General features: G+C 60.3%; 10 protein-coding genes and 1 pseudogene. 7 read left to right on the top strand and 4 right to left on the bottom strand.

What is annotated here, in order from left to right:
• The first annotated feature begins 128 nt into the window (after nucleotides 1–128).
• Both AACY07_RS21560 and AACY07_RS21555 read left to right on the top strand, forming a co-directional pair.
• Nucleotides 129–2324: an OsmC domain/YcaO domain-containing protein gene (locus tag AACY07_RS21560; RefSeq protein ID WP_339477437.1), complete on the top strand. Its 2196-nt coding sequence runs from the start codon at nucleotides 129–131 to the stop codon at nucleotides 2322–2324.
• 302 nt (nucleotides 2325–2626) lie between these two features.
• A complete protein-coding gene (locus AACY07_RS21555; RefSeq protein WP_339477434.1) occupies nucleotides 2627–4417 on the top strand; it encodes a putative bifunctional diguanylate cyclase/phosphodiesterase in 1791 nt (596 codons plus the stop codon).
• Between the two features lie 130 nt (nucleotides 4418–4547).
• Here the strand turns inward: AACY07_RS21555 and pdxR are convergent, their stop codons facing one another.
• Nucleotides 4548–5966 (bottom strand): MocR-like pyridoxine biosynthesis transcription factor PdxR, encoded by a 1419-nt coding sequence (gene pdxR, locus AACY07_RS21550; protein ID WP_339477431.1) that lies wholly within the window; start codon nucleotides 5964–5966, stop codon nucleotides 4548–4550.
• A gap of 132 nt (nucleotides 5967–6098) precedes the next feature.
• On the opposite strand from pdxR, the gene AACY07_RS21545 reads away from it, so the two are divergent.
• From AACY07_RS21545 to AACY07_RS21525, 5 genes and pseudogenes are all read left to right on the top strand, one after another.
• Nucleotides 6099–6548, top strand: coding sequence for a carboxymuconolactone decarboxylase family protein (locus AACY07_RS21545; RefSeq protein ID WP_339477428.1), 450 nt, complete (start codon nucleotides 6099–6101; stop codon nucleotides 6546–6548).
• 516 nt (nucleotides 6549–7064) lie between these two features.
• A pseudogene (locus tag AACY07_RS21540) lies at nucleotides 7065–10280 on the top strand (hemagglutinin repeat-containing protein); the annotation flags it as partial.
• Nucleotides 10281–10604: 324 nt separating this feature from the next.
• Complete coding sequence (locus AACY07_RS21535) at nucleotides 10605–10904, top strand: DUF5629 family protein (protein ID WP_095023500.1); 300 nt, start codon at nucleotides 10605–10607, stop codon at nucleotides 10902–10904.
• Entirely contained in the window at nucleotides 10894–12066 is a 1173-nt protein-coding gene (locus AACY07_RS21530) for a lactonase family protein (RefSeq protein WP_339477422.1), read from the top strand. Before AACY07_RS21535 ends, AACY07_RS21530 begins: the two co-directional genes overlap by 11 nt.
• Nucleotides 12067–12207: 141 nt before the next feature.
• Entirely contained in the window at nucleotides 12208–12381 is a 174-nt protein-coding gene (locus AACY07_RS21525; RefSeq protein WP_162837101.1) for a hypothetical protein, read from the top strand.
• A 112-nt stretch (nucleotides 12382–12493) separates the two neighbouring features.
• Here the strand turns inward: AACY07_RS21525 and AACY07_RS21520 are convergent, their stop codons facing one another.
• From AACY07_RS21520 to AACY07_RS21510, 3 genes are read right to left on the bottom strand one after another with little or no spacing between them, the layout of a single operon-like run.
• Nucleotides 12494–13081, bottom strand: a complete 588-nt coding sequence (locus tag AACY07_RS21520; protein ID WP_339477418.1) for a glutathione S-transferase — start codon at nucleotides 13079–13081, stop codon at nucleotides 12494–12496.
• Nucleotides 13078–16719 carry an AAA family ATPase gene (locus AACY07_RS21515; RefSeq protein ID WP_339477416.1) on the bottom strand — a complete coding sequence of 1214 codons (3642 nt, stop codon included), beginning with the start codon at nucleotides 16717–16719 and terminating at the stop codon, nucleotides 13078–13080. Before AACY07_RS21515 ends, AACY07_RS21520 begins: the two co-directional genes overlap by 4 nt.
• Nucleotides 16716–17957 (bottom strand): exonuclease SbcCD subunit D C-terminal domain-containing protein, encoded by a 1242-nt coding sequence (locus tag AACY07_RS21510; protein WP_339477413.1) that lies wholly within the window; start codon nucleotides 17955–17957, stop codon nucleotides 16716–16718. Before AACY07_RS21510 ends, AACY07_RS21515 begins: the two co-directional genes overlap by 4 nt.
• Nucleotides 17958–18018 lie beyond the last annotated feature (61 nt).

Raw genomic sequence — 18018 nt, 5'->3', positions numbered from 1 at the left:
CGGCTACAGTTTTTGCCCAGGGTCCGCTTGGCGCCGGCCAGCGGGCGCCGCGCAAAAGCACAAGACTTCACGCTGAAAAACCGGATAATGGCCGCCAATTATTTGTCTGGTTATTCTGGTAATCCCGCATGGAAATCAAGGTCAACTTTCTCGACAACCTCCGACTTGAAGCCAAGTTCGATGACTTCACCGTAGTTGCCGATCAGCCTATCCGTTACAAGGGCGATGGTTCGGCTCCTGGTCCGTTCGATTACTTTCTCGCTTCGTCGGCGTTGTGCGCGGCTTACTTCGTTAAGTTGTACTGCGCGACCCGCAATATTCCTACCGAGAATATCCGCCTCTCGCAGAACAACATTGTTGACCCCGAAAACCGCTACAACCAGATTTTCAAGATTCAGGTCGAGTTGCCTGCGGATATCTCGGAGAAGGACCGTCAGGGCATCCTGCGCTCCATCGACCGCTGCACCGTTAAGAAGGTGGTGCAAGCCGGGCCCGAGTTTGTGATTGAAGAGGTGGAAAACCTCGACGCCGACGCTCAGGCGCTGCTGATGCCTTCAAGCGGTTCCGAGGCGGGTACTTATATTGCCGGCAAGGATCTGCCACTGGAGCAGACCATTGCCAATATGTCCGGCATTCTGGCTGGCCTGGGCATGAAGATTGAGATCGCGTCGTGGCGCAATATCGTGCCGAATGTGTGGTCGCTGCATATCCGCGATGCGCAATCGCCGATGTGCTTCACCAACGGCAAGGGTGCGACCAAGGAAGGCGCCCTGGCGTCGGCATTGGGCGAGTTTATCGAGCGGCTCAACTGCAACTTCTTCTACAACGACCAGTTCTGGGGCGAAGAGATCGCCAATGCCGAGTTTGTGCATTACCCCGAAGAACGCTGGTTCAAGCCAGGGCGCAAGGATGAGCTGCCGCCCGAGATTCTCGATGCCCACTGCCTGAAAGTTTACAACCGCGAGGGCGAGTTGCGCGGCTCCCACCTGATCGATACCAATTCCGGCAATGAGGAGCGCGGTATCTGCTCGCTGCCGTTCGTGCGCCAGTCGGACGGTGAGGTGGTGTATTTCCCGTCCAACCTGATCGAAAACCTGTTTTTGAGCAACGGCATGAGCGCAGGCAATACCTTGGCCGAAGCGCAGGTGCAGTGTCTGTCGGAGATTTTTGAGCGTGCGGTCAAACGCGAAATCATCGAGGGTGAATTCGCCCTGCCGGATGTGCCGCAAGAGGTGTTGGCCAAGTACCCGGGAATCGTGGCCGGTATCCAGGCGCTGGAAGAGCAGGGGTTCCCGGTGCTGGTCAAGGATGCATCCCTGGGCGGTGAGTTCCCGGTGATGTGCGTCACCCTGATGAATCCACGCACTGGCGGCGTGTTCGCTTCATTCGGTGCGCACCCGAGCCTGGAAGTGGCACTGGAGCGCAGCCTGACGGAGTTGTTGCAAGGCCGCAGTTTCGAAGGCCTCAACGATTTGCCTCAGCCGACCTTTGAAGGTCACGCGGTGACTGAGCCCAATAACTTCGTCGAGCACTTTATCGACTCCAGCGGTGTGGTGTCGTGGCGCTTCTTCAGCTCGAAATCCGATTACGAATTCGTTGAGTGGGACTTCACGAGCCAGGGGGAAAACGCCAATAGCGAAGAGGCCGCAACCCTGTTCGGGATTCTCGAAGGCATGGGCAAGCAAGTGTACATGGCGGTCTATGAGCATCTCGGCGCCAAGGCCTGCCGCATCCTGGTGCCGGACTATTCGGAAATCTATCCGGCCGACGACCTGATCTGGGATAACACCAACAAGGCGCTGTTCTTCCGTGCCGATATCCTGAATCTGCATCGCCTGGATCTGGACGAGCTTAAAGGTCTGGTTGAGCGTCTGGTGGAAAGCGAGCTGGATGACTACACCGATATCACTACCTTGATCGGCATCGAGTTTGACGACAACACCGCCTGGGGCCAGTTGACGATCCTGGAGTTGAAGCTGCTGATCTATCTCGCCCTGGAGCAATATGAAGAGGCGAAGGAAGCCGTGGAAATGTTCCTGCAGTACAACGACAACACGGTAGAGCGCGGCTTGTTCTACCAGGCCGTGAATGCTGTGCTGGAAATGAAGCTGGACGAAGACCTGGAGCTGGAAGACTACGAAGCCAACTTTCGTCGCATGTTTGGCAACGAGCGGATGGATGCCGCGATCGGGTCGGTGGACAGCACCGTGCGCTTCCATGGCTTGACGCCAACCAGCATGAAGCTCGAAGGGCTGGACAAGCATCTGCGCCTGATCGAGAGCTACAAGAAGCTGCACACGGCGCGGGCCAGAACCCAGGGTTGATGGCGTGCCCTTCATTCAATGAGTGCTGTGGGAGCGGGCTTGCTCGCGATTGGAACGGCGCGGTGTGACTGTCTTGCCGTGTCGCTAGCATCGCGAGCAAGCCCGCTCCCACACGGGTTCAAGTTTCTGCGCTGGACTGACAAGCAAAAGCACCTGAGGGTGCTTTTTTGTTTTCTGCTGTCGTGGTGAAGCACCCGTATCGGTGCTTAACTGCTCCTCTATACGGGTATCAGACGCTAAGTGGATTTCCCTGCAGATCAAGCTTGAAATTGCCTTGGCGGCCCCTTATTTGAGCGCTTTCCATGTCCAACATACCTGCCACACTCCTGATCGTTGATGATGACGTTCAGATCCGCTCACTGCTCGAAGCCTTGTTGCAAGAACAGGGTTATCGCACGCTGACTGCCGGCTCGGGTGAACAGGCCCTGGCCACGGTCGCCCAACAGCCTCCGGACTTGATCCTGCTCGACGCCACGATGCCCGGCATTGACGGCTATCAGGTGGCCCGTCGACTCAAGGCAAATGCGTCTACGGCCAATATTCCCATCATCATGCTGTCGGGCCAGGGCGAGCAGAGCGCCCGTCTTCTGGGGCTTGAGGCGGGTGCCGAGGACTTTCTGTGCAAGCCGGTCGCCAGTGACGAACTGTGGTTGCGGGTGCGCAATCTGCTGCGGCTCAAGGCGTTTGGCGACCATCGGGCGGTGCATACCCTGATGCTTGAGCAGCAGCTGGAAAAACGCACCAGCGACCTGGAGCGTTTTCGCTCTGCGATGGGGACCGATGAGCGGCTGCTGAAAATGGCCAATTACGACCCGCTGACCGGCTTGCCCAATCGCGACCTGTTCTACACCACCCTGCAGATGGGGCTGACCCAGGCTGCGTTGCGGGGTTGGCAGCTGGCCGTGGTCACGATCGGCCTGAACGACTTCAAGAACATCAACCTGACCTGGGGCCATTTGATGGGGGACAAGGTGCTGGCAGAGTTCAGCCAGCGATTGTCCAATTGCCTCAATGTCAGTGACACCCTGGGACGGATGGATGGCGACGAACTTGCGCTGATCCTGATGATCCGCAAAGGCCAGGCAGGCCCCAGGCAGATGGTTGACCGCATCCGCGAGGTGCTGCGTGATCCGTTCAAGCTGCATGGCCATGACACACCGATGACGGCCAGTTACGGGATTGCCCTGTACCCGGACGATGGCGCCGAGGCGCACCGCCTGATCAAGCATGCCAATACGGCCATGGGGCTCGCCAAGCAGGCGGGCAAAGACACTTACCGTTTTTACACGGCACAAATGAACGTCGAGGTCATGGCTCGCCAGGAACTTGAAACCGCGTTGCGCGATGCGGTTCGCAAGCAGGCGTTCGAGGTGTATTACCAGCCGAAGATAGGCCTGGCAGACGGTCGGATCTGCGGTGTGGAAGCACTGTTGCGCTGGCACCGGCCGGGGCATGCCGCTGTTTCTCCGGCGGTTTTCGTGCCGCTGCTGGAAAGCCTAGGGCTGATATCCCGGGTGGGCCAGTGGGTGATCGACCGCGTGTGCAGCCAGATTGCCCAATGGCAGCGCTCAGGACTGGGGTCGCTGCAAGTGGCGGTGAATGTGTCGGCGCAACAGATTTGCGAAGGCGATCTGGTCAATGATATCGAGCGCTCCCTCAAGGCCCATCAGCTCGACCCCCATTTGCTTGAGGTGGAGCTGACCGAGGGCTCGCTGATGGAGAACACGCCCCATACCGTCAGCAGTTTGCTGACACTGAGGGACATCGGCGTGAAAATCTCCATCGACGACTTTGGCACCGGTTATTCGAGCCTTGCGTACCTGAGCCGTTTCCCCATCGACACGCTCAAAATCGATATCGCCTTTATCCGTGAAGTCACCTTCAGCCCTCAGGATGCTGCCATTGCACGTACGATTATCGAGCTGGCTCACAGCCTTGGCCTGCAAGTCATCGCTGAAGGTGTGGAGACCCGTGAGCAACTAGAGTTCTTGACGAAAAACGGGTGCGATCAGGTGCAGGGTTATCTCTTTTGCAGGCCTCTGCCGTCGGTGGAGCTGGAAGCGCTTTTGCGCGAACCTCGCTGTTTTATTTGATGTTGAGACGTAGGGCTCCGATCGTTGATGGGTGGCGCCTGTATCGCAGGACTAAGGTGTTCACACAACAGTGTTGGAGCGGGCTTGCTCGCGATGGCATCACCGCGTTTTGCCTCTGTTCCCACAGGTTCTAACCGGCAGGCTTGAGCAGCGCCAGAATCCGCTCGCCCAGTATTTCGGCACTGGCCTGGGAGGCGATGTTGGCAAACCCCAGCAGCAGCCCCGAAGGTTTTTCCCCCTGCAGGCTCCACTCGCTCAGGGCTTCGGCAAAGAGCCCGTCCTGGCGCATGCGCTCCACCAGTTGCCAATCCGGCTGCTGGCCTTCAAGGCGCAGGATCAGGTGCATCCCCCCCGGGTTGGCATCAATGCGCACGCGAGTCCCCAGCACGTTTTGTAGCCCGATCATGGTAAACGCCCTGCGCTCGCTATAAAGCTTGCGCATGCGCTGGATATGCCGGGCGAAATGGCCTTCAGTCATGAACGTCGCGACGATGGCCTGGGTCAGTTCCGGGCAACCGCTGCGAAAGGTCTGGCTGGCCTGTTGAAAGCATTCAACCTGGGCTTGGGGTACCACCACATAAGCCAGGCGTAGCCCCGGAAACAGCACTTTGCTGAACGTGCCGCTGTAGAGCACCCTTCCATCACGGTCCAGGCTTTTGAGTGCGGGTAGCGGGCGGCTGACGTAGCGGTATTCGCCGTCGTAATCGTCCTCGATGATCCATGCCTGTTGCCGGCTGGCCCAGGCCAGCAGCTCCAGCCTGCGGGACAGCGATAGCGATACGCACAAGGGGCTTTGATGGGCGGGTGTGACGACGGCCGCCTGGGCGTGCAGCGCCTCGCTACCCTGTGCAGGCAGCTGCATGCCGTCATGATCGACCGGCAGGGCCACGGTCCGGATCTGCAGTTGCTCCAGTAACTGGCGGGTCGGCGGGTAGCCGGGGTCTTCAATCAAGACCCTGTCACCGGCCTTGAGCAGAGCATGGGCGATCAGCGACAACGTGTCCCGGTAGCCGGCTGTGATGAAGACTTGGGCGGCAGAGCAGGCGATACCGCGGGAAACCTGCAGGTAAGTGGCAATGGCCGTACGCAATGATTGCAGGCCGTGAGCCGACGGGTTGGCCATGTCCTGGGCACGGGTGCTGCGCACGCATCGCGCGCCGATTTGTGCCCATACCTTTTTTGGAAAGGCGTCCAGCGCTGGCAGGCCCATCTGGAAGGGCAGTGTTTCGGGCTGGTGCCTCACGGGCGGGCTTGACTCGGGGGTGCGGGTGGCGAGTGCTGGTTTGATCGTGATATCCGGCGTCACGATGGTTCCTGCCTGGCCGCGGGCTTGCAAATAGCCCTCTGAGGTCAGAAGGGAATACGCCGTGTCGATGGTGCCCCTGGCCAGCCCCAGCTCCTTGGCCAAGGCCCGGGCTGCAGGCACTCGCTCTCCGGGGGCCAGCAGACCGTTGGCAATGGCTTCCCGAAAGCGCCAGTAGAGTTGCCGGTAAATGGGTTCGCTGGTGTCCGGATCAAGAGGGGAGAAGTGTGGAATAGGGGGTTTCATGGTGTTCCCTTGTGCCTGATCCCGGAGCTGGATAGATCATGGCCTGGTGATAAAGCCAAATCTTGGCTCTTTTTGACAGGGCCAAGAAACCCCACTATGGCGCCACTCAAACAGTCAATGCAAGGGCACGTCATGAACCAGCGTATCGATTATTCCAAGGCTTCACCCGAGGGCTACAAGGTCTTTGGCGGGGTGTACGGGTATGTGCAAAACAGCGGATTGCCCAAGGCACTGATTGATCTGGTGTATCTGCGGGTTTCGCAAATCAACGGCTGCGCCTACTGCATCGATATGCACTCACGGGACCTGCTCAAGTCCGGCCTGAGCGTCGAAAAGCTGGTACTGGTACCGGTGTGGCGCGAGGCAGGCGAGTTGTTCACGACCCGTGAGCGGGTGGCCCTCGCCTGGGCCGAAACAGTCACGCTCGTCGCGCAAACCGGAATCCCGGATGCGGACTTCCAGAGCGCAGCCGCCGAGTTCAGCGACAAGGAGCTGGCGGACCTGACCTATGGCATCGGCCTGATGAATGCCTACAACCGGTTTGGCGTGGCCTTTCGCTTAAAGCCTGCGGCGGCGTTGTAACGCTGCTGTGGGGTGGTTTTGTGGGAGCGGGCTTGCTCGCGATGGCATCGACAGGATTTAACTGCAATACCGCAGTGCATGAATCGCGAGCAAGCCCGCTCCCACGGTTGAGGTATCCCTGCCGTTCCTCAGCGGCTTATAACGATATGTGACTAAATATTTCTTAATGTAATAAGGATACTTTTCCCCTGTCAGAACGACACATGGTCTGAATACGGATTTTTCAGAGCCATGAATCGCCTTCAAGGCGTATTAAGGATGTCGTGTGATGGCGCTTCTCCTGATCAGGTCCCGGTGTTTTACCCTGGCACGAATTCTGTGTTCGCTGTGTCTGTGCTCCTCTGCGCTGGCCGCGGCCGAAGGAGGGCAGCCCGGTCAAGGGTTTTAGCCAGGAGCCGCATGTCTGGCTGGCACGCCTGAGCGTGCAGATTTAACGCCTGCAGGGGCCCGACAAGCCCCTGAAGCGTTACACCGGGCGACGTGTGTCGCCGCATCACTCACGCAAAGGAAGATGCTATGCCTATTAACAGACAACACTTTTACCTGTCCCCCCAAGGAACGCTGCGCCGTGCGATTGCCAGCCTGCTTTTGTTGCCGCCACTGGCGCTGGCCAATGGCATTACCGGGGTCGATGGCCCCGGCGGCACGCCGCAACTGCACAACCAGGGCGGAGTGCCCATCGTCAATATTGTCGCTCCCAACACGGCCGGGCTGTCTCACAATCAATTCCTCGATTACAACGTCGATCGCCAGGGTGTGGTGCTGAACAATGCACTGCAAGCGGGGCAATCCCAACTGGCCGGGCAACTGGCATCCAATCCGCAATTTCATGGCCAGGCGGCCAGTGTGATCCTCAATGAGGTCATCGGTCGCAACGCGTCGGCACTCAATGGCGCGCAGGAAATATTCGGGCGCAAGGCCGATTATGTGCTGGCCAACCCCAACGGGATTTCGGTCAATGGCGCCCGCTTCATCAACGCGCCCAGCGCCAGCCTGGTGGTGGGGCGGCCCGAACTGGATAACGGCAAGCTGCACGCCTTCAACACCGCTGATGCCCACGGCCAATTGAGCGTGCAGCAGCAGGGGCTGGACAACCCTGACGGAGCGATCGGCCTGATCGCGCCGCAGATCGACAGTCAGGGCCAGATCAGTGCCCGTGACTCCTTGACGCTTGTGGTTGGGCGCAATCAGGTCGACGCCGCCAGTGGCGCGGTGAACAGGGTCTATCCGGGTGGCACGACCAAGGACGGGCGCATCGACGCCAGCCTGTTCGGGGCGATGAAGGCCGGGCGCATCAATATCATCAGCACTGCCGAAGGGGCGGGGGTTCGCATAGGCGCGGTGCCGGTGGCAGGCACTGACGGGGTGAGTATCCGCTCTGCGGGCGATCTCGAGATCAGCGGCCAGACCCACGCCAACAGCCTTGAGGCCACCCGTGCCGGGGTGAACAGCAGCAAGGGCGATGTCGACCTGCACGGCGCCAGAGACGTGACACTGGCGGGCGCCGATATCAGCGGCGGTAACGTCAAGCTCGACGCGGGTCGCAATCTGACCCTGAGCAGCCTGGAAAGTACGGCCCTTCAGGAAAAACGGGAGCAATGGAATAACAAGGCACTCTTTGTGACCTATGAAACCTTTGATCGCACCACCACCGACCAGGACTCGCGTCAGCACGGGACCCAGATCACGGCCCGGCAAAACGCCGCGCTGTCTTCCGGCGCCGACACCCTGATCAAGGGCAGCCACGTAGAGGCGGGCGATACCCTTGGAATCAACAGCGGCAAAGACCTGCGTCTTGTTGCCGCGACCGAAACCCATGACACCCGGGATCAGGGCAATCACCGCAAACATCTATGGAAGGAAAGCTGGGACACCTCAACCCATGATGAGCGCACTGTTGCCAGCAGCCTCAAGGCAGGCAAGTCGATCGAGCTGGCCAGCGGGCAAAAGCTGCAGTTGCAAGGTGCCGAGTTGAAAACCCCGGGGGATATCCAGCTCAGCGCCCGTGAAGTCGAGATCGCCAGTGCCAGCCGCAGCCAGAACCACACCGGCACGCGCTATTCCGGCGATTTGCTGGGTGGCAGCTTCTTCGGCAGCCAGGGCGAGGGTGACGGGGACAAAACCCTGCACACCGGAAGCCAGGTCAACGCCGGTGGCAAGCTGATCGTCAAGGCTGACGATGTGCACATCAGCGCCAGTCAGGTGCGCGGCGGGACCCAGGCCAGCGTGATCAGCGACACCGGTTCGCTGGTGATCGATGGCGTCCGTGACAGGTCCCGCGACAGCAGTCATAACAAGGACAGCAAGTTTTTCTCCCTGATTAATGACGAAAGCCGCAAGGACCACAGCGACCGTACGCTCGTCGCCAGTGACCTGCATTCGGACAGTAACCTCACGCTGCAAAGCGCCCGGGACATAACCGTCAGCGGCTCCACAGTGTCGGCGACAGGTGAAACCGGAGTACTGGCCAAGGGTGATATCAAGATCGTAGCGGCTGAAAATACCGCCCGGGACACCACCCGTACCGACAACCGTGGTTTCACTGCCAGTGCCAAAGAAACTGCGCCCGGCAGCCATGAGTACCGAGTGGGTGCGGGTTTAAAGGATCAGCAGCACACCAATGTCACCGAAACAACGCAGCAGCAGGGGGCGAGCATCAGTGGCAGTACTGTGGCCGTTAACGCGGGTGGCGACGTGAGCATCAAGGGCTCGGACCTTGCCGCGACCGGGGGCGATGTGAACCTCAAAGGCAAAAGCATCGAACTGTTGGCGGCACATGACAGCACTGACAGCAAAACCCAAGATGTCACCACGGGTGGCGGCATTGCCTGGACAGCAAGCCTGGACAAGGTTGGCAGCGGCCTGGAGTTTTCCCGACAGGACAGTAAGGACAACGCCAACCGGACCACGGCCAAAACCAGCAATGTGACAGCCACCGGCAATGTGCAGGTGCAGGCCGACAATACCCTGGTCAATGAGGGTTCCCGGATCGTTGCCGGCTCAGGGTTGCAAGTCAATGCAGCCCGGGTGGACAACCGGGCGGCACACAACACCGAGTCCAGCTCCCACACCGAGACCGGCTGGCAGGCCGGGCTGGGGGTGAGTGCCGAGATCAGTGGCCTCAGCAATCCGCTGGAAAAAGTCGTCAAAGGCCTGGTCAAGGGCACGATGCCCCAGTCCGCTTTAATGGACGGCGTGGAGCTGGCCAGCGTGGGGCTCGACGGGCAGGCGGGGTATCACAACAATACGCAGGCGCAGCAGGACAGTACGGCGCTGGTCAGCCAGCTCAGTGGCGCCACGGTACAGGTCAATGTTGGCGGCAAGTTGCAGGATGAAGGCACCCAATACCGTGCAACCGACGGTGCCTTGAATATCCAGGCGGGCAGTCATGACGCCAGCGCCGCTGTCGACACCCACAGTCGCAGCGAGCAGGGCGTAGCGGCCAAGGTTGGCCTACGCGTCTACACCAAAACCGGGGAAGATGTGAATGTGCGCGCCAACGGCTCGGGCGAGTTCAACCGGGCGCAGGAAAGCACCAGTACGGCCCAGGTAGGCCGCTATGCCGGAGCCAAGGGGGTGAGCATCGACACTCAAGGCGATGCCCGCTATGAAGGCGGCGACTTTGACGGTGGTGCGGGCTCAGTCAACCTCAATGCCGGTGGCAAACTGGCGCTGGAGCAAGTTACTGACACCCGCAGCCAGAGCGCCATGGGCCTGAGTGCCAGCGGCTCGTTGGCGGTGGAAGCCGGTAAGGGCATCAACCTCAGCCCCGGCGGCGTGAAGTTTGACTACCAGCCCGACAACTCGCCAGCCAGCGAGGCCCATGTCGCGACGTTCCGTGGGCAGGAACGGCTGCGGCTCTCTGGTGCCACGGTTGGTGGTGATCTGTTGAAGGGTGAAAACAAAGAGCGCCAGTCGTTACAGGCCAACATTGACCAGGCCATAAACTAAAGTCAGGGGTCCGGTGCGCCCACAACCGAGCAATCACGCGTCACGGTGATGGGTTGCACCGCTGATTTGACCTATCATTACGCCTTTCCAACAGGTGAATGATTAATGAGCGATTCAAACCAGACCTTGCGCGCAGCCCTTGAAACCAGCGACATGTTGGTGATTGACGGGCTGCATGCCTGGGATTTTTCTCTGGACGATGTGCAGTTGCTCATCAAATGCATGGACGGACGAGCCGAAAAGCGCTGGAAGTTCACCCTTGAACAGATCGACGCCAGCGTCTTTGACGACACCCTGCAAAGCTGGACCCTCGTTGGCGACTCCGGTGAACACCGTCTGGTTTGCCTCAGCGCCTTGAGTGCAAACAACGATGACGATGAAGTCGAGGTTGAAGATGAAGTTTAAAACCTTACCTGTGTTGATGGCTCTGAGCGTAGGTGCAATGTCGGCCCAGGCCGATTCCCGGGATGAAGTCGAGTTGCTGGTTGGCTCCTACACCCAGGGCAAAAGCCAGGGCATCTACCGGTTGCAGTTTGACAGCGCCAAAGGGCGTATCACCCCTGAGCCGCTGCAAGTGTTCAAGTCCGCCAACCCTTCGTGGCTGACCTTGTCCAAAGACCAGACCCGTCTGTTCGTGGTTAATGAAAACGGCAAGGGCCAGAGCGATGTCGTCGGTCGCGCCAGCAGCGTTGCCATCGACCCGAAAACCAATGAGCTGACCCTCATCAACCAGGTCAAGACCCTGGGTGAAGAGCCGACTCATTCCAGCCTGAGTGCGGATGGGCGCTATCTGTTTGTGGCCAACTACGGCGTGCATGCCGACCCTGGCGGCAGCCTTGCCGTATTGCCGATCAATGCTGAAGGTCAGTTGCAGCCCGTGACCCAGATGAGCAGTCATCCTGCCAGCCGGGTCAATCCTGAGCGCCAGATGTCCGCCCACGTGCACTCGGTGGTGTCCTCCCCGGACGGCAAGTTTGTGTACGCCAGTGATCTGGGTGCAGACAAGGTGTTTGTCTACCGGTACGACCCGGCAGCCAACCCGGACCATCCGCTGGTGGCCGCCGACCCGGCGTTTGTAGAGCTGCCGGCAGGTAGCGGGCCACGTCACCTGCTGTTTTCCGGTGACGGCAAACACGCTTACCTGACCACTGAAATGAGTGCCCAGGTGTTTGTATTCGACTATGACAATGGTCGACTCAAGCAGCGTCAGGCACTGGAACTGGCCCACGGCATGCCCGCGCAAAACCGTGCAGCCGGTGCATTGCATGCCTCACAGGACGGCAAGTTCCTGTACGTCAGCAACCGTGGCAAGGCCAATGAAATCCTGGTGTTTGCAATCAATCCGGGCAATGGCGAGTTGACTGAAATCCAGCGTCGCTCGGTGGACGGCGATCACCCGCGTGAGTTTGCCCTGAGCCCCAACGGCAAGTTTTTGTTAATCGCCAACCAGATGAGCAATGCCATCGTGGTACTGGAGCGCGACCCTGAAACCGGCACGTTGGGCAAGACCGTACAAACCCTGGCAATGGATGCACCGTCTGATCTGAAATTTATCAACCGCCCGTAAACGTAGGCGTGCAGCTGTCCATCAATCCCGCTGATAGACGCTAGTGCTGCAATGAATTTCTTCAGGATGACCCTTGGCGTTAAGTTGGTTTCACGGCCTTAACAGGCAAGCACGCCAACTGAATCGTCGAGGGTTATCGTCATGAATTTCAATCTTTTCTCCGTGATTTCCGCTTGCGCCATCTCTGCCACCGTGGCCCTGCCTGCCAGCGCAACCACCCTGGTCAGCGACAAGAAATCCGCGGCCTACACCCAAAAATACCTGCAACAAAGCGCCAATTTCTATGCGGCCCTGGATCATAAAACCCGAAGCTGAGCGGCACCTGTTTTCCTGTGGGAGCGGGCTTGCTCGCGATAAAGGCAACGGGGTGTATCTGAACCACCGGGGTGCCTGTATCGCGAGCAAGCCCGCTCCCACCATGGAGTCATCAGGGTTTTCTCATCACCGAACTGAACAATTCCGATGCCAAAAACCGCTCCAGCCAGGCATTCAGGCGCGGGTAGGGCGCTTGCTCAAACCAGTCGCGGTCCACATGGGCAAACTGGCGCACAAACGGCGCCAGGGCTACATCCGCCAGACTCAACGCAGGCCCGGCCAGGTATGCCGAGCGCGCAAGCATGTCTTCCAGCCGCTGCAAAAACTCTGCCCCTTGCGCCCGGTAATACTCCATCGGGTGCTCAGGGTAGCGAATGGCGTATTTGTAGCGGTCCAGCAGCACCTTGAAGCGGGTGTCGTTTTCTTCGATTAATGCCGCGCAGCCCGGCTGCAACCAGTTATCCGGATCATGCCGGGCCAGCGCCCAGTGCATGATGTCCAGGCTTTGCTCGATCACACTGCCATCGGCACACACCAGCACCGGCACCGTACCCTTGGGTGAGGCAGCGAGCATTTCGGCCGGTTTGGCTTTCAGGCTGACCTCCACAATCGACAATGGCACGCCGCTGTAGCGCAGGGCCATGCGCGCCCGCATGGCGTAGGGGCAGCGGCGGAATGAATACAGCACATGCCCGGTCATTTAACCTCCACGGTGCTCAAACCGTTGCCTTGACGTTTTACCTGGATCTGGACCGGGATGCGTTCGTGCATCTCCTGTACGTGGGAGATGACCCCCACCTTGCGCCCCTGGGCCTGCAGGCCGTCCAGTGCATCCATCGCCAGTTGCAGGGACTCGGGATCGAGGCTGCCAAAACCTTCATCGATGAACAGTGATTCGATTTTCAATGTGCTGGAGGCCATCGAGGCCAGGCCCAGGGCCAATGCCAGCGACACCAGGAAGGTTTCACCGCCGGAGAGTGAATGCACCGAGCGCAGTTCGTCGCCCATCTCGGTGTCCATCACCAGCAGGCCGAGCATGCTGCCACCGCGCTTGAGGCGATAACGGCGGACCAGTTGGCGCAACTGCGCGTTGGCGTGATGGACCAACAGGTCGAGGTTGTAGGCCTGGGCGATTTTGCGAAACTTGTCGCCACTGCCGGAACCGATCAGATCACTGAGGCGTGCCCAGCGCTGCCATTCGTCATAGGCCAGTGCAATGCGTTGAGCCAATGCCTGATTGGCCTGTTGACGACGTTGATCCTCGCTCTGCCGGGCACGTAGTTCGGCACATTGCTGCTCACTGGCAGCCAGTTCTGCGTGCAACGCCTCAAGGGCGATGTTGAGTGACTCGCTGTCCAGGTTGCCATTGGCATGGGCCTGGTGTTGGGCCAGGCGTTGTTCGCGTTCTTGCAGCAATACCCGGGCTTGCTCGACGGCTTTTTCGCTGTTCTGCAGGTGCAGGCGCAGTTCGCGTACCTGTGCTTCGTCATGGGCCAGCAAATGCTGCAGGCGACTGTCATCAACCTCGCTGTGCTGTGCCCGCCATTGCGCGAGCTGGGCGTTGAGGGTGTCGTGTTCTTGCTGCAGGGCGTGCAGGCGCTCTTGCTCGGACTTGAGCTCGGTCGCGAGCTGAAGCAACTGGTTAGCGGTAGCTTGCAGGGCTTGTTCGGCCTGGGTCTGGGCCGTGCGGGCCCGTTCGACGGCCTGCTCGAGGCTTTGCTGCCACTGCTCGGCGCTGCTGAAGTCACCCAGCCATTGTTTGAGGCTGTGCTGGCTGGCCTGTTGCTGCTCGCCCAGCGCCTTGACGCTGCGCTGCAAGGTGTCCAGTTCCTTGCTGCGATTGGCCTGCTGATACTGCTCGCGCTCGATGCTGCTCGCTCTTTCAGCCTGCTCCGCCAGTTCGTCCCGTTGCTGATCGAGTTGGGCCACACGATCAGCCACTTGCTGGTCGAGGGCCATGAAGCAGGCGGACGGGTTTTCGCGCAGGGCGTCTAGGGTGGCCGGGGCCAGCACGCTGGCAAACTCGCCGAGTTCATCCTCAAGGCGCTGAGTGTCGGCATTGAGGTGCAATTGCTGCTCAGCCAGTTGCTGGGTGGCGAGCTGGCTGGCTTCGGTGCAGCGCTGGACTTGCTGCTGCAAGTGGGCCGCTTCTTTTTGCAAGGCGAGCAGGGCGTTCTGGCGCTGTTCGTCCTGGGTGATGCTGTGCTGCAACTGATTCAGGCGCAGGGTCAGCCATTGCTCACGCTTGGCCGGGTCCTGTGCCAGCCATTGCTCATGGAGCGGATGCGCTTCAAGGCTCGGGGCGAGGGCTTGCTGTTCTTGGTGGATGCGCTCTTGCTGGAGCAAAAATTCTTTTTGCTGGGCGATCAGGCCACCGACTTTTTCCCGCAGCTGGGCGAGGGTTTCCTTGAGCCCGTCGACTACGGCGCGGGCACTGGCTTCTTCCTGCTCATCATGGCGGGACAGGCTGTGCAGCAAGGTTTCAGGCTGATGATACGGATGCTCGGCGCTGCCGCACACCGGGCAGGGCTGGCCATCCTGCAGCTGCCCGCGCAGTTCCTCAACGCTGGCGCTACGGGCCACGCGCTGACGCTCCAGCAGTTGGCGGGTGACCTGCAAGGTTTGCTCAGCCACTTCAAGGTCGGCTTTGGCCTTGATGCCTTGCTGGCTCAGGCGCTCGCGCTCCTGCTGCACCTCCTGTTGCTTGAGTTGCAGTTCGTGCAGGCGGCTATCGAGCGCCTGCTGACTGCTGCACAGGCGCTGCAGGTCTTCAAACGCACGCTGTTGCTGACGGTTGTCTTGCAGCAGGCTGCCCAGGGTCTGGATTTGCTCGTTGACCGCGTGGGGTTCTGCGCCGGCTTCCTGGAACAAAATTTCCAGGCTGTCGCGCAACCCGGTCAGTTCCTGCGTGGCCTGCAGGGCCCGCTGTTCAAGCCCCGGCAGTTCCTTGCGGCCGGTGCTCAGGTTATTACTCAACCGCACCAGTTGCTGAAGCCTTGGGCGATAGGCGTCCCAGGCGCTGGCCAGTGGTGCGAGGGCATTGCTGTGTTCGAGCTGGGTGGCGATGAGTACAAGCCGCTCAGCGCCTTGCTGCTGGCGCTCAAGCAGCGTGTTGAGCGCCAGTTGCCCTTCGACGCACGCCTGTTCGGCCTGCTGCTGGAGGGTTTGTTGGGTGTTGAGGGCCTGGGTCAGGCGGTCAAGGTTGGCCTGCTCCAGAAGGGCCTGCTGCACCTGGGGCGCGCATTCGCGCTGAAGGGCCTGGGCCTGGGTTGCAGCCAGGCGGGCGGTTTGCAGCTCTGCTTCAAGGCGGGTCTGACGCTGGCCCAGTTCGGCCTGTTGAGCAAGATGGGCGTTGATGTGCCCGGCCAATGGGCTCAGTTGCCCCTCAAGCTCGGCCAGGCGGGCAAACTGATGACGTTGTGGCGCCAGTTGTTCGAGCAGGTGCAGGGTCTGGCGCTGGGTGGCCTGGCTGTCCCACAGGGTTTGTGCTTGCTGTAATTGCTCCGCAGCGCTGAGTTGCTGTTCTTGCAGTTCGCCCAGGGTTTTGAGCCAGGTGTGTTGCAGCTCCAGTTGCTTGAGCTGGCCTTGCTGGTTCTTTAGCTGCTGCTGCGCGTCGTTGAACTGTTGATCCAGTTCGGCACGGGCCTGGGGCTCAAGGGGCGTCACACCAACAGCCTGGTCCTGCAGTTGCTTGTGCGCGTCCCTGGCCTCTTTGGCCTTGTCGAATGCGCGCTTGCCCAGGCGGGTGTAGAGCGCGGTGTCGGTGAGCTTTTCCAGCAGTTCGCTGCGCTCGTTGTCATCGGCCTTGAGAAAGGCGCTGAACTCACTCTGGGCCAGCATCACGGCACGGGTGAATTGCTCGAAATTGAGCCCCAGTCGCGCTTCCAGCTGGACTTTGTAATCGCCTTTCTGGCTCGCCAGCAGTTGATCGTTGTCCAGGTCGCGCAGGCTTTGGCGACTGGCTTGCAACTTGCCGGTGGCTTTTTCGCGAGCACGGTTGGCTTCCCAGCGGGCGCGGTAGCGGCGGCCGTCGATGCCGACAAAATCGACTTCGGCATAGCCTTCACCGGTGCCACGGCGCAGTAATGTGCGCGGGTCGCCGGTGGCAATTTCGCCATCGGCATCCGGTACTTTTGCATCGCGCCCCGTGTTGTTGAGTCGCGGCACAGCCCCAAACAGGGCCAGGCACAGGGCGTCGAGCAGGGTGCTTTTGCCGGCGCCGGTGGGGCCGGTGATCGCAAACAACCCGGCACTGGCCAGGGGCTCGGCGGTGAAATCCAGCTCAAAGGGCCCGGCCAGTGAGGCGAGGTTTTTCAGGCGAATGGCGAGGATTTTCATGGCTGTTCACCTTCCAGCTGAACTTCTTGCAGCAGCACGGCAAAGTCCTTGAGGGTTTGTTCGTCGGCTTCACTGCCGTAGTTGTCTTGCCAGGCGCGGCTGAACAGTTCCTGGGGTGTCAGTTGGTCCAGTTCGATCAGGCGTGCGTCGTCGTCCGATGCACGGCTGCCGCTGCCGGCATATTCGGCCGAGATGCGCACCAGGCGCACGGATTTACCCTGCAGTGCGGTTTCGATTTGCTGGCGCAAATCGGGCTGCGGTTCGTCGAGCTTGACCCGCACTTCGAGCCAGGGCTGGCGCTGGGTATCGGCCAGCAGGTCGGTGTCCGGCAGGTCGGCCAGTTGGGTGAGGATGTCAGCCAGGGGCAGTGGGCCAATGCGTTGCAGATTGACCGCGCGCGGGATCAGTCGCGGCTCGACGCTGACCAGGGTTTCGCCCTCCAGCGTCACGTCGAGAATCTGGTGTTGATAGCCGATTTCAGAGAATGACAACGGAATCGGTGAGCCGCAGTAGCGGATCCGCTCCTCGCCGTTGACCCGTTGTGGCTTGTGCAAATGGCCCAGGGCAACGTAGCTGATGCTCGGCCCGAACAGGCTGGCGTGCAGGGCTTCGGCGTTGCCGATAATCAGGCTGCGCTCGGAGTCTTCGGACACCGAACCGCCCGCCATGTGGGCGTGGCTGATGGCAATCAGGGCCTGACCCGGCGTGCGCTTGGCGTTGGCGGCTGCAATCAGCCACTCGTGGACCTGGCCGATGCCGCGCAGGTAGTCATCACCCAGGTGCGCTCCGGTGACTTCTGCAGGGCGCAGAAAGGGCAGCGCCAGGCACCAGGCAGCGGTTTCACCGTTGGCATTGGGCAAGGGGATCAGCAGGCGTTCGGCGTCGAGCTGGCCATCGTCGAGCCACAGCACGCGGCCCAGTGCATGGGTGCGTAAACGACGCATCAGGGGCGCGGGCAGTTCGATGCGCGAGCCGGAGTCGTGGTTGCCGGCAATCATCACGATGGTCAGTTTCGGCTGTTGCTCATGGGCGCTGACGATAAAGTCGTAGAGCCGTTCCTGGGCTTTTACCGGCGGGTTGACGGTGTCAAAGATATCACCGGCAATCAGCAGCACGTCCGGCTGCTGCTCACTGAGCTGTGTCAGTAGCCAGGCAAGAAAACAGGCGTGTTCGAAGTCGCGGTCCTGGCCGTGGAGGTTTTGCCCCAGGTGCCAGTCGGAGGTGTGAAACAGGCGCATAACAGAATCCGTTTTAAAGGGGTTGGCAACCCGCTCGCTCGGGCGGTCCTCGGGTTGCCTG

It is taken from the genome of Pseudomonas sp. RL_5y_Pfl2_69 (genome assembly GCF_963970465.1).
Lineage (GTDB): Bacteria > Pseudomonadota > Gammaproteobacteria > Pseudomonadales > Pseudomonadaceae > Aquipseudomonas.
The sequence above is the reverse complement of the archived record's forward strand: the minus strand, read 5'-3'. Positions and strand labels throughout refer to the sequence as shown.

Coding starts and splice junctions, on each gene's coding strand:
- AACY07_RS21555 (WP_339477434.1), top strand. CDS start 2,627: ATGTCCAACATACCTGCCACACTCCTGATCGTTGATGATGACGTTCAG.
- AACY07_RS21535 (WP_095023500.1), top strand. CDS start 10,605: ATGAGCGATTCAAACCAGACCTTGCGCGCAGCCCTTGAAACCAGCGAC.
- AACY07_RS21515 (WP_339477416.1), bottom strand. CDS start 16,719: ATGAAAATCCTCGCCATTCGCCTGAAAAACCTCGCCTCACTGGCCGGG.
- AACY07_RS21520 (WP_339477418.1), bottom strand. CDS start 13,081: ATGACCGGGCATGTGCTGTATTCATTCCGCCGCTGCCCCTACGCCATG.
- pdxR (WP_339477431.1), bottom strand. CDS start 5,966: ATGAAACCCCCTATTCCACACTTCTCCCCTCTTGATCCGGACACCAGC.
- AACY07_RS21525 (WP_162837101.1), top strand. CDS start 12,208: ATGAATTTCAATCTTTTCTCCGTGATTTCCGCTTGCGCCATCTCTGCC.
- AACY07_RS21545 (WP_339477428.1), top strand. CDS start 6,099: ATGAACCAGCGTATCGATTATTCCAAGGCTTCACCCGAGGGCTACAAG.
- AACY07_RS21560 (WP_339477437.1), top strand. CDS start 129: ATGGAAATCAAGGTCAACTTTCTCGACAACCTCCGACTTGAAGCCAAG.
- AACY07_RS21510 (WP_339477413.1), bottom strand. CDS start 17,957: ATGCGCCTGTTTCACACCTCCGACTGGCACCTGGGGCAAAACCTCCAC.
- AACY07_RS21530 (WP_339477422.1), top strand. CDS start 10,894: ATGAAGTTTAAAACCTTACCTGTGTTGATGGCTCTGAGCGTAGGTGCA.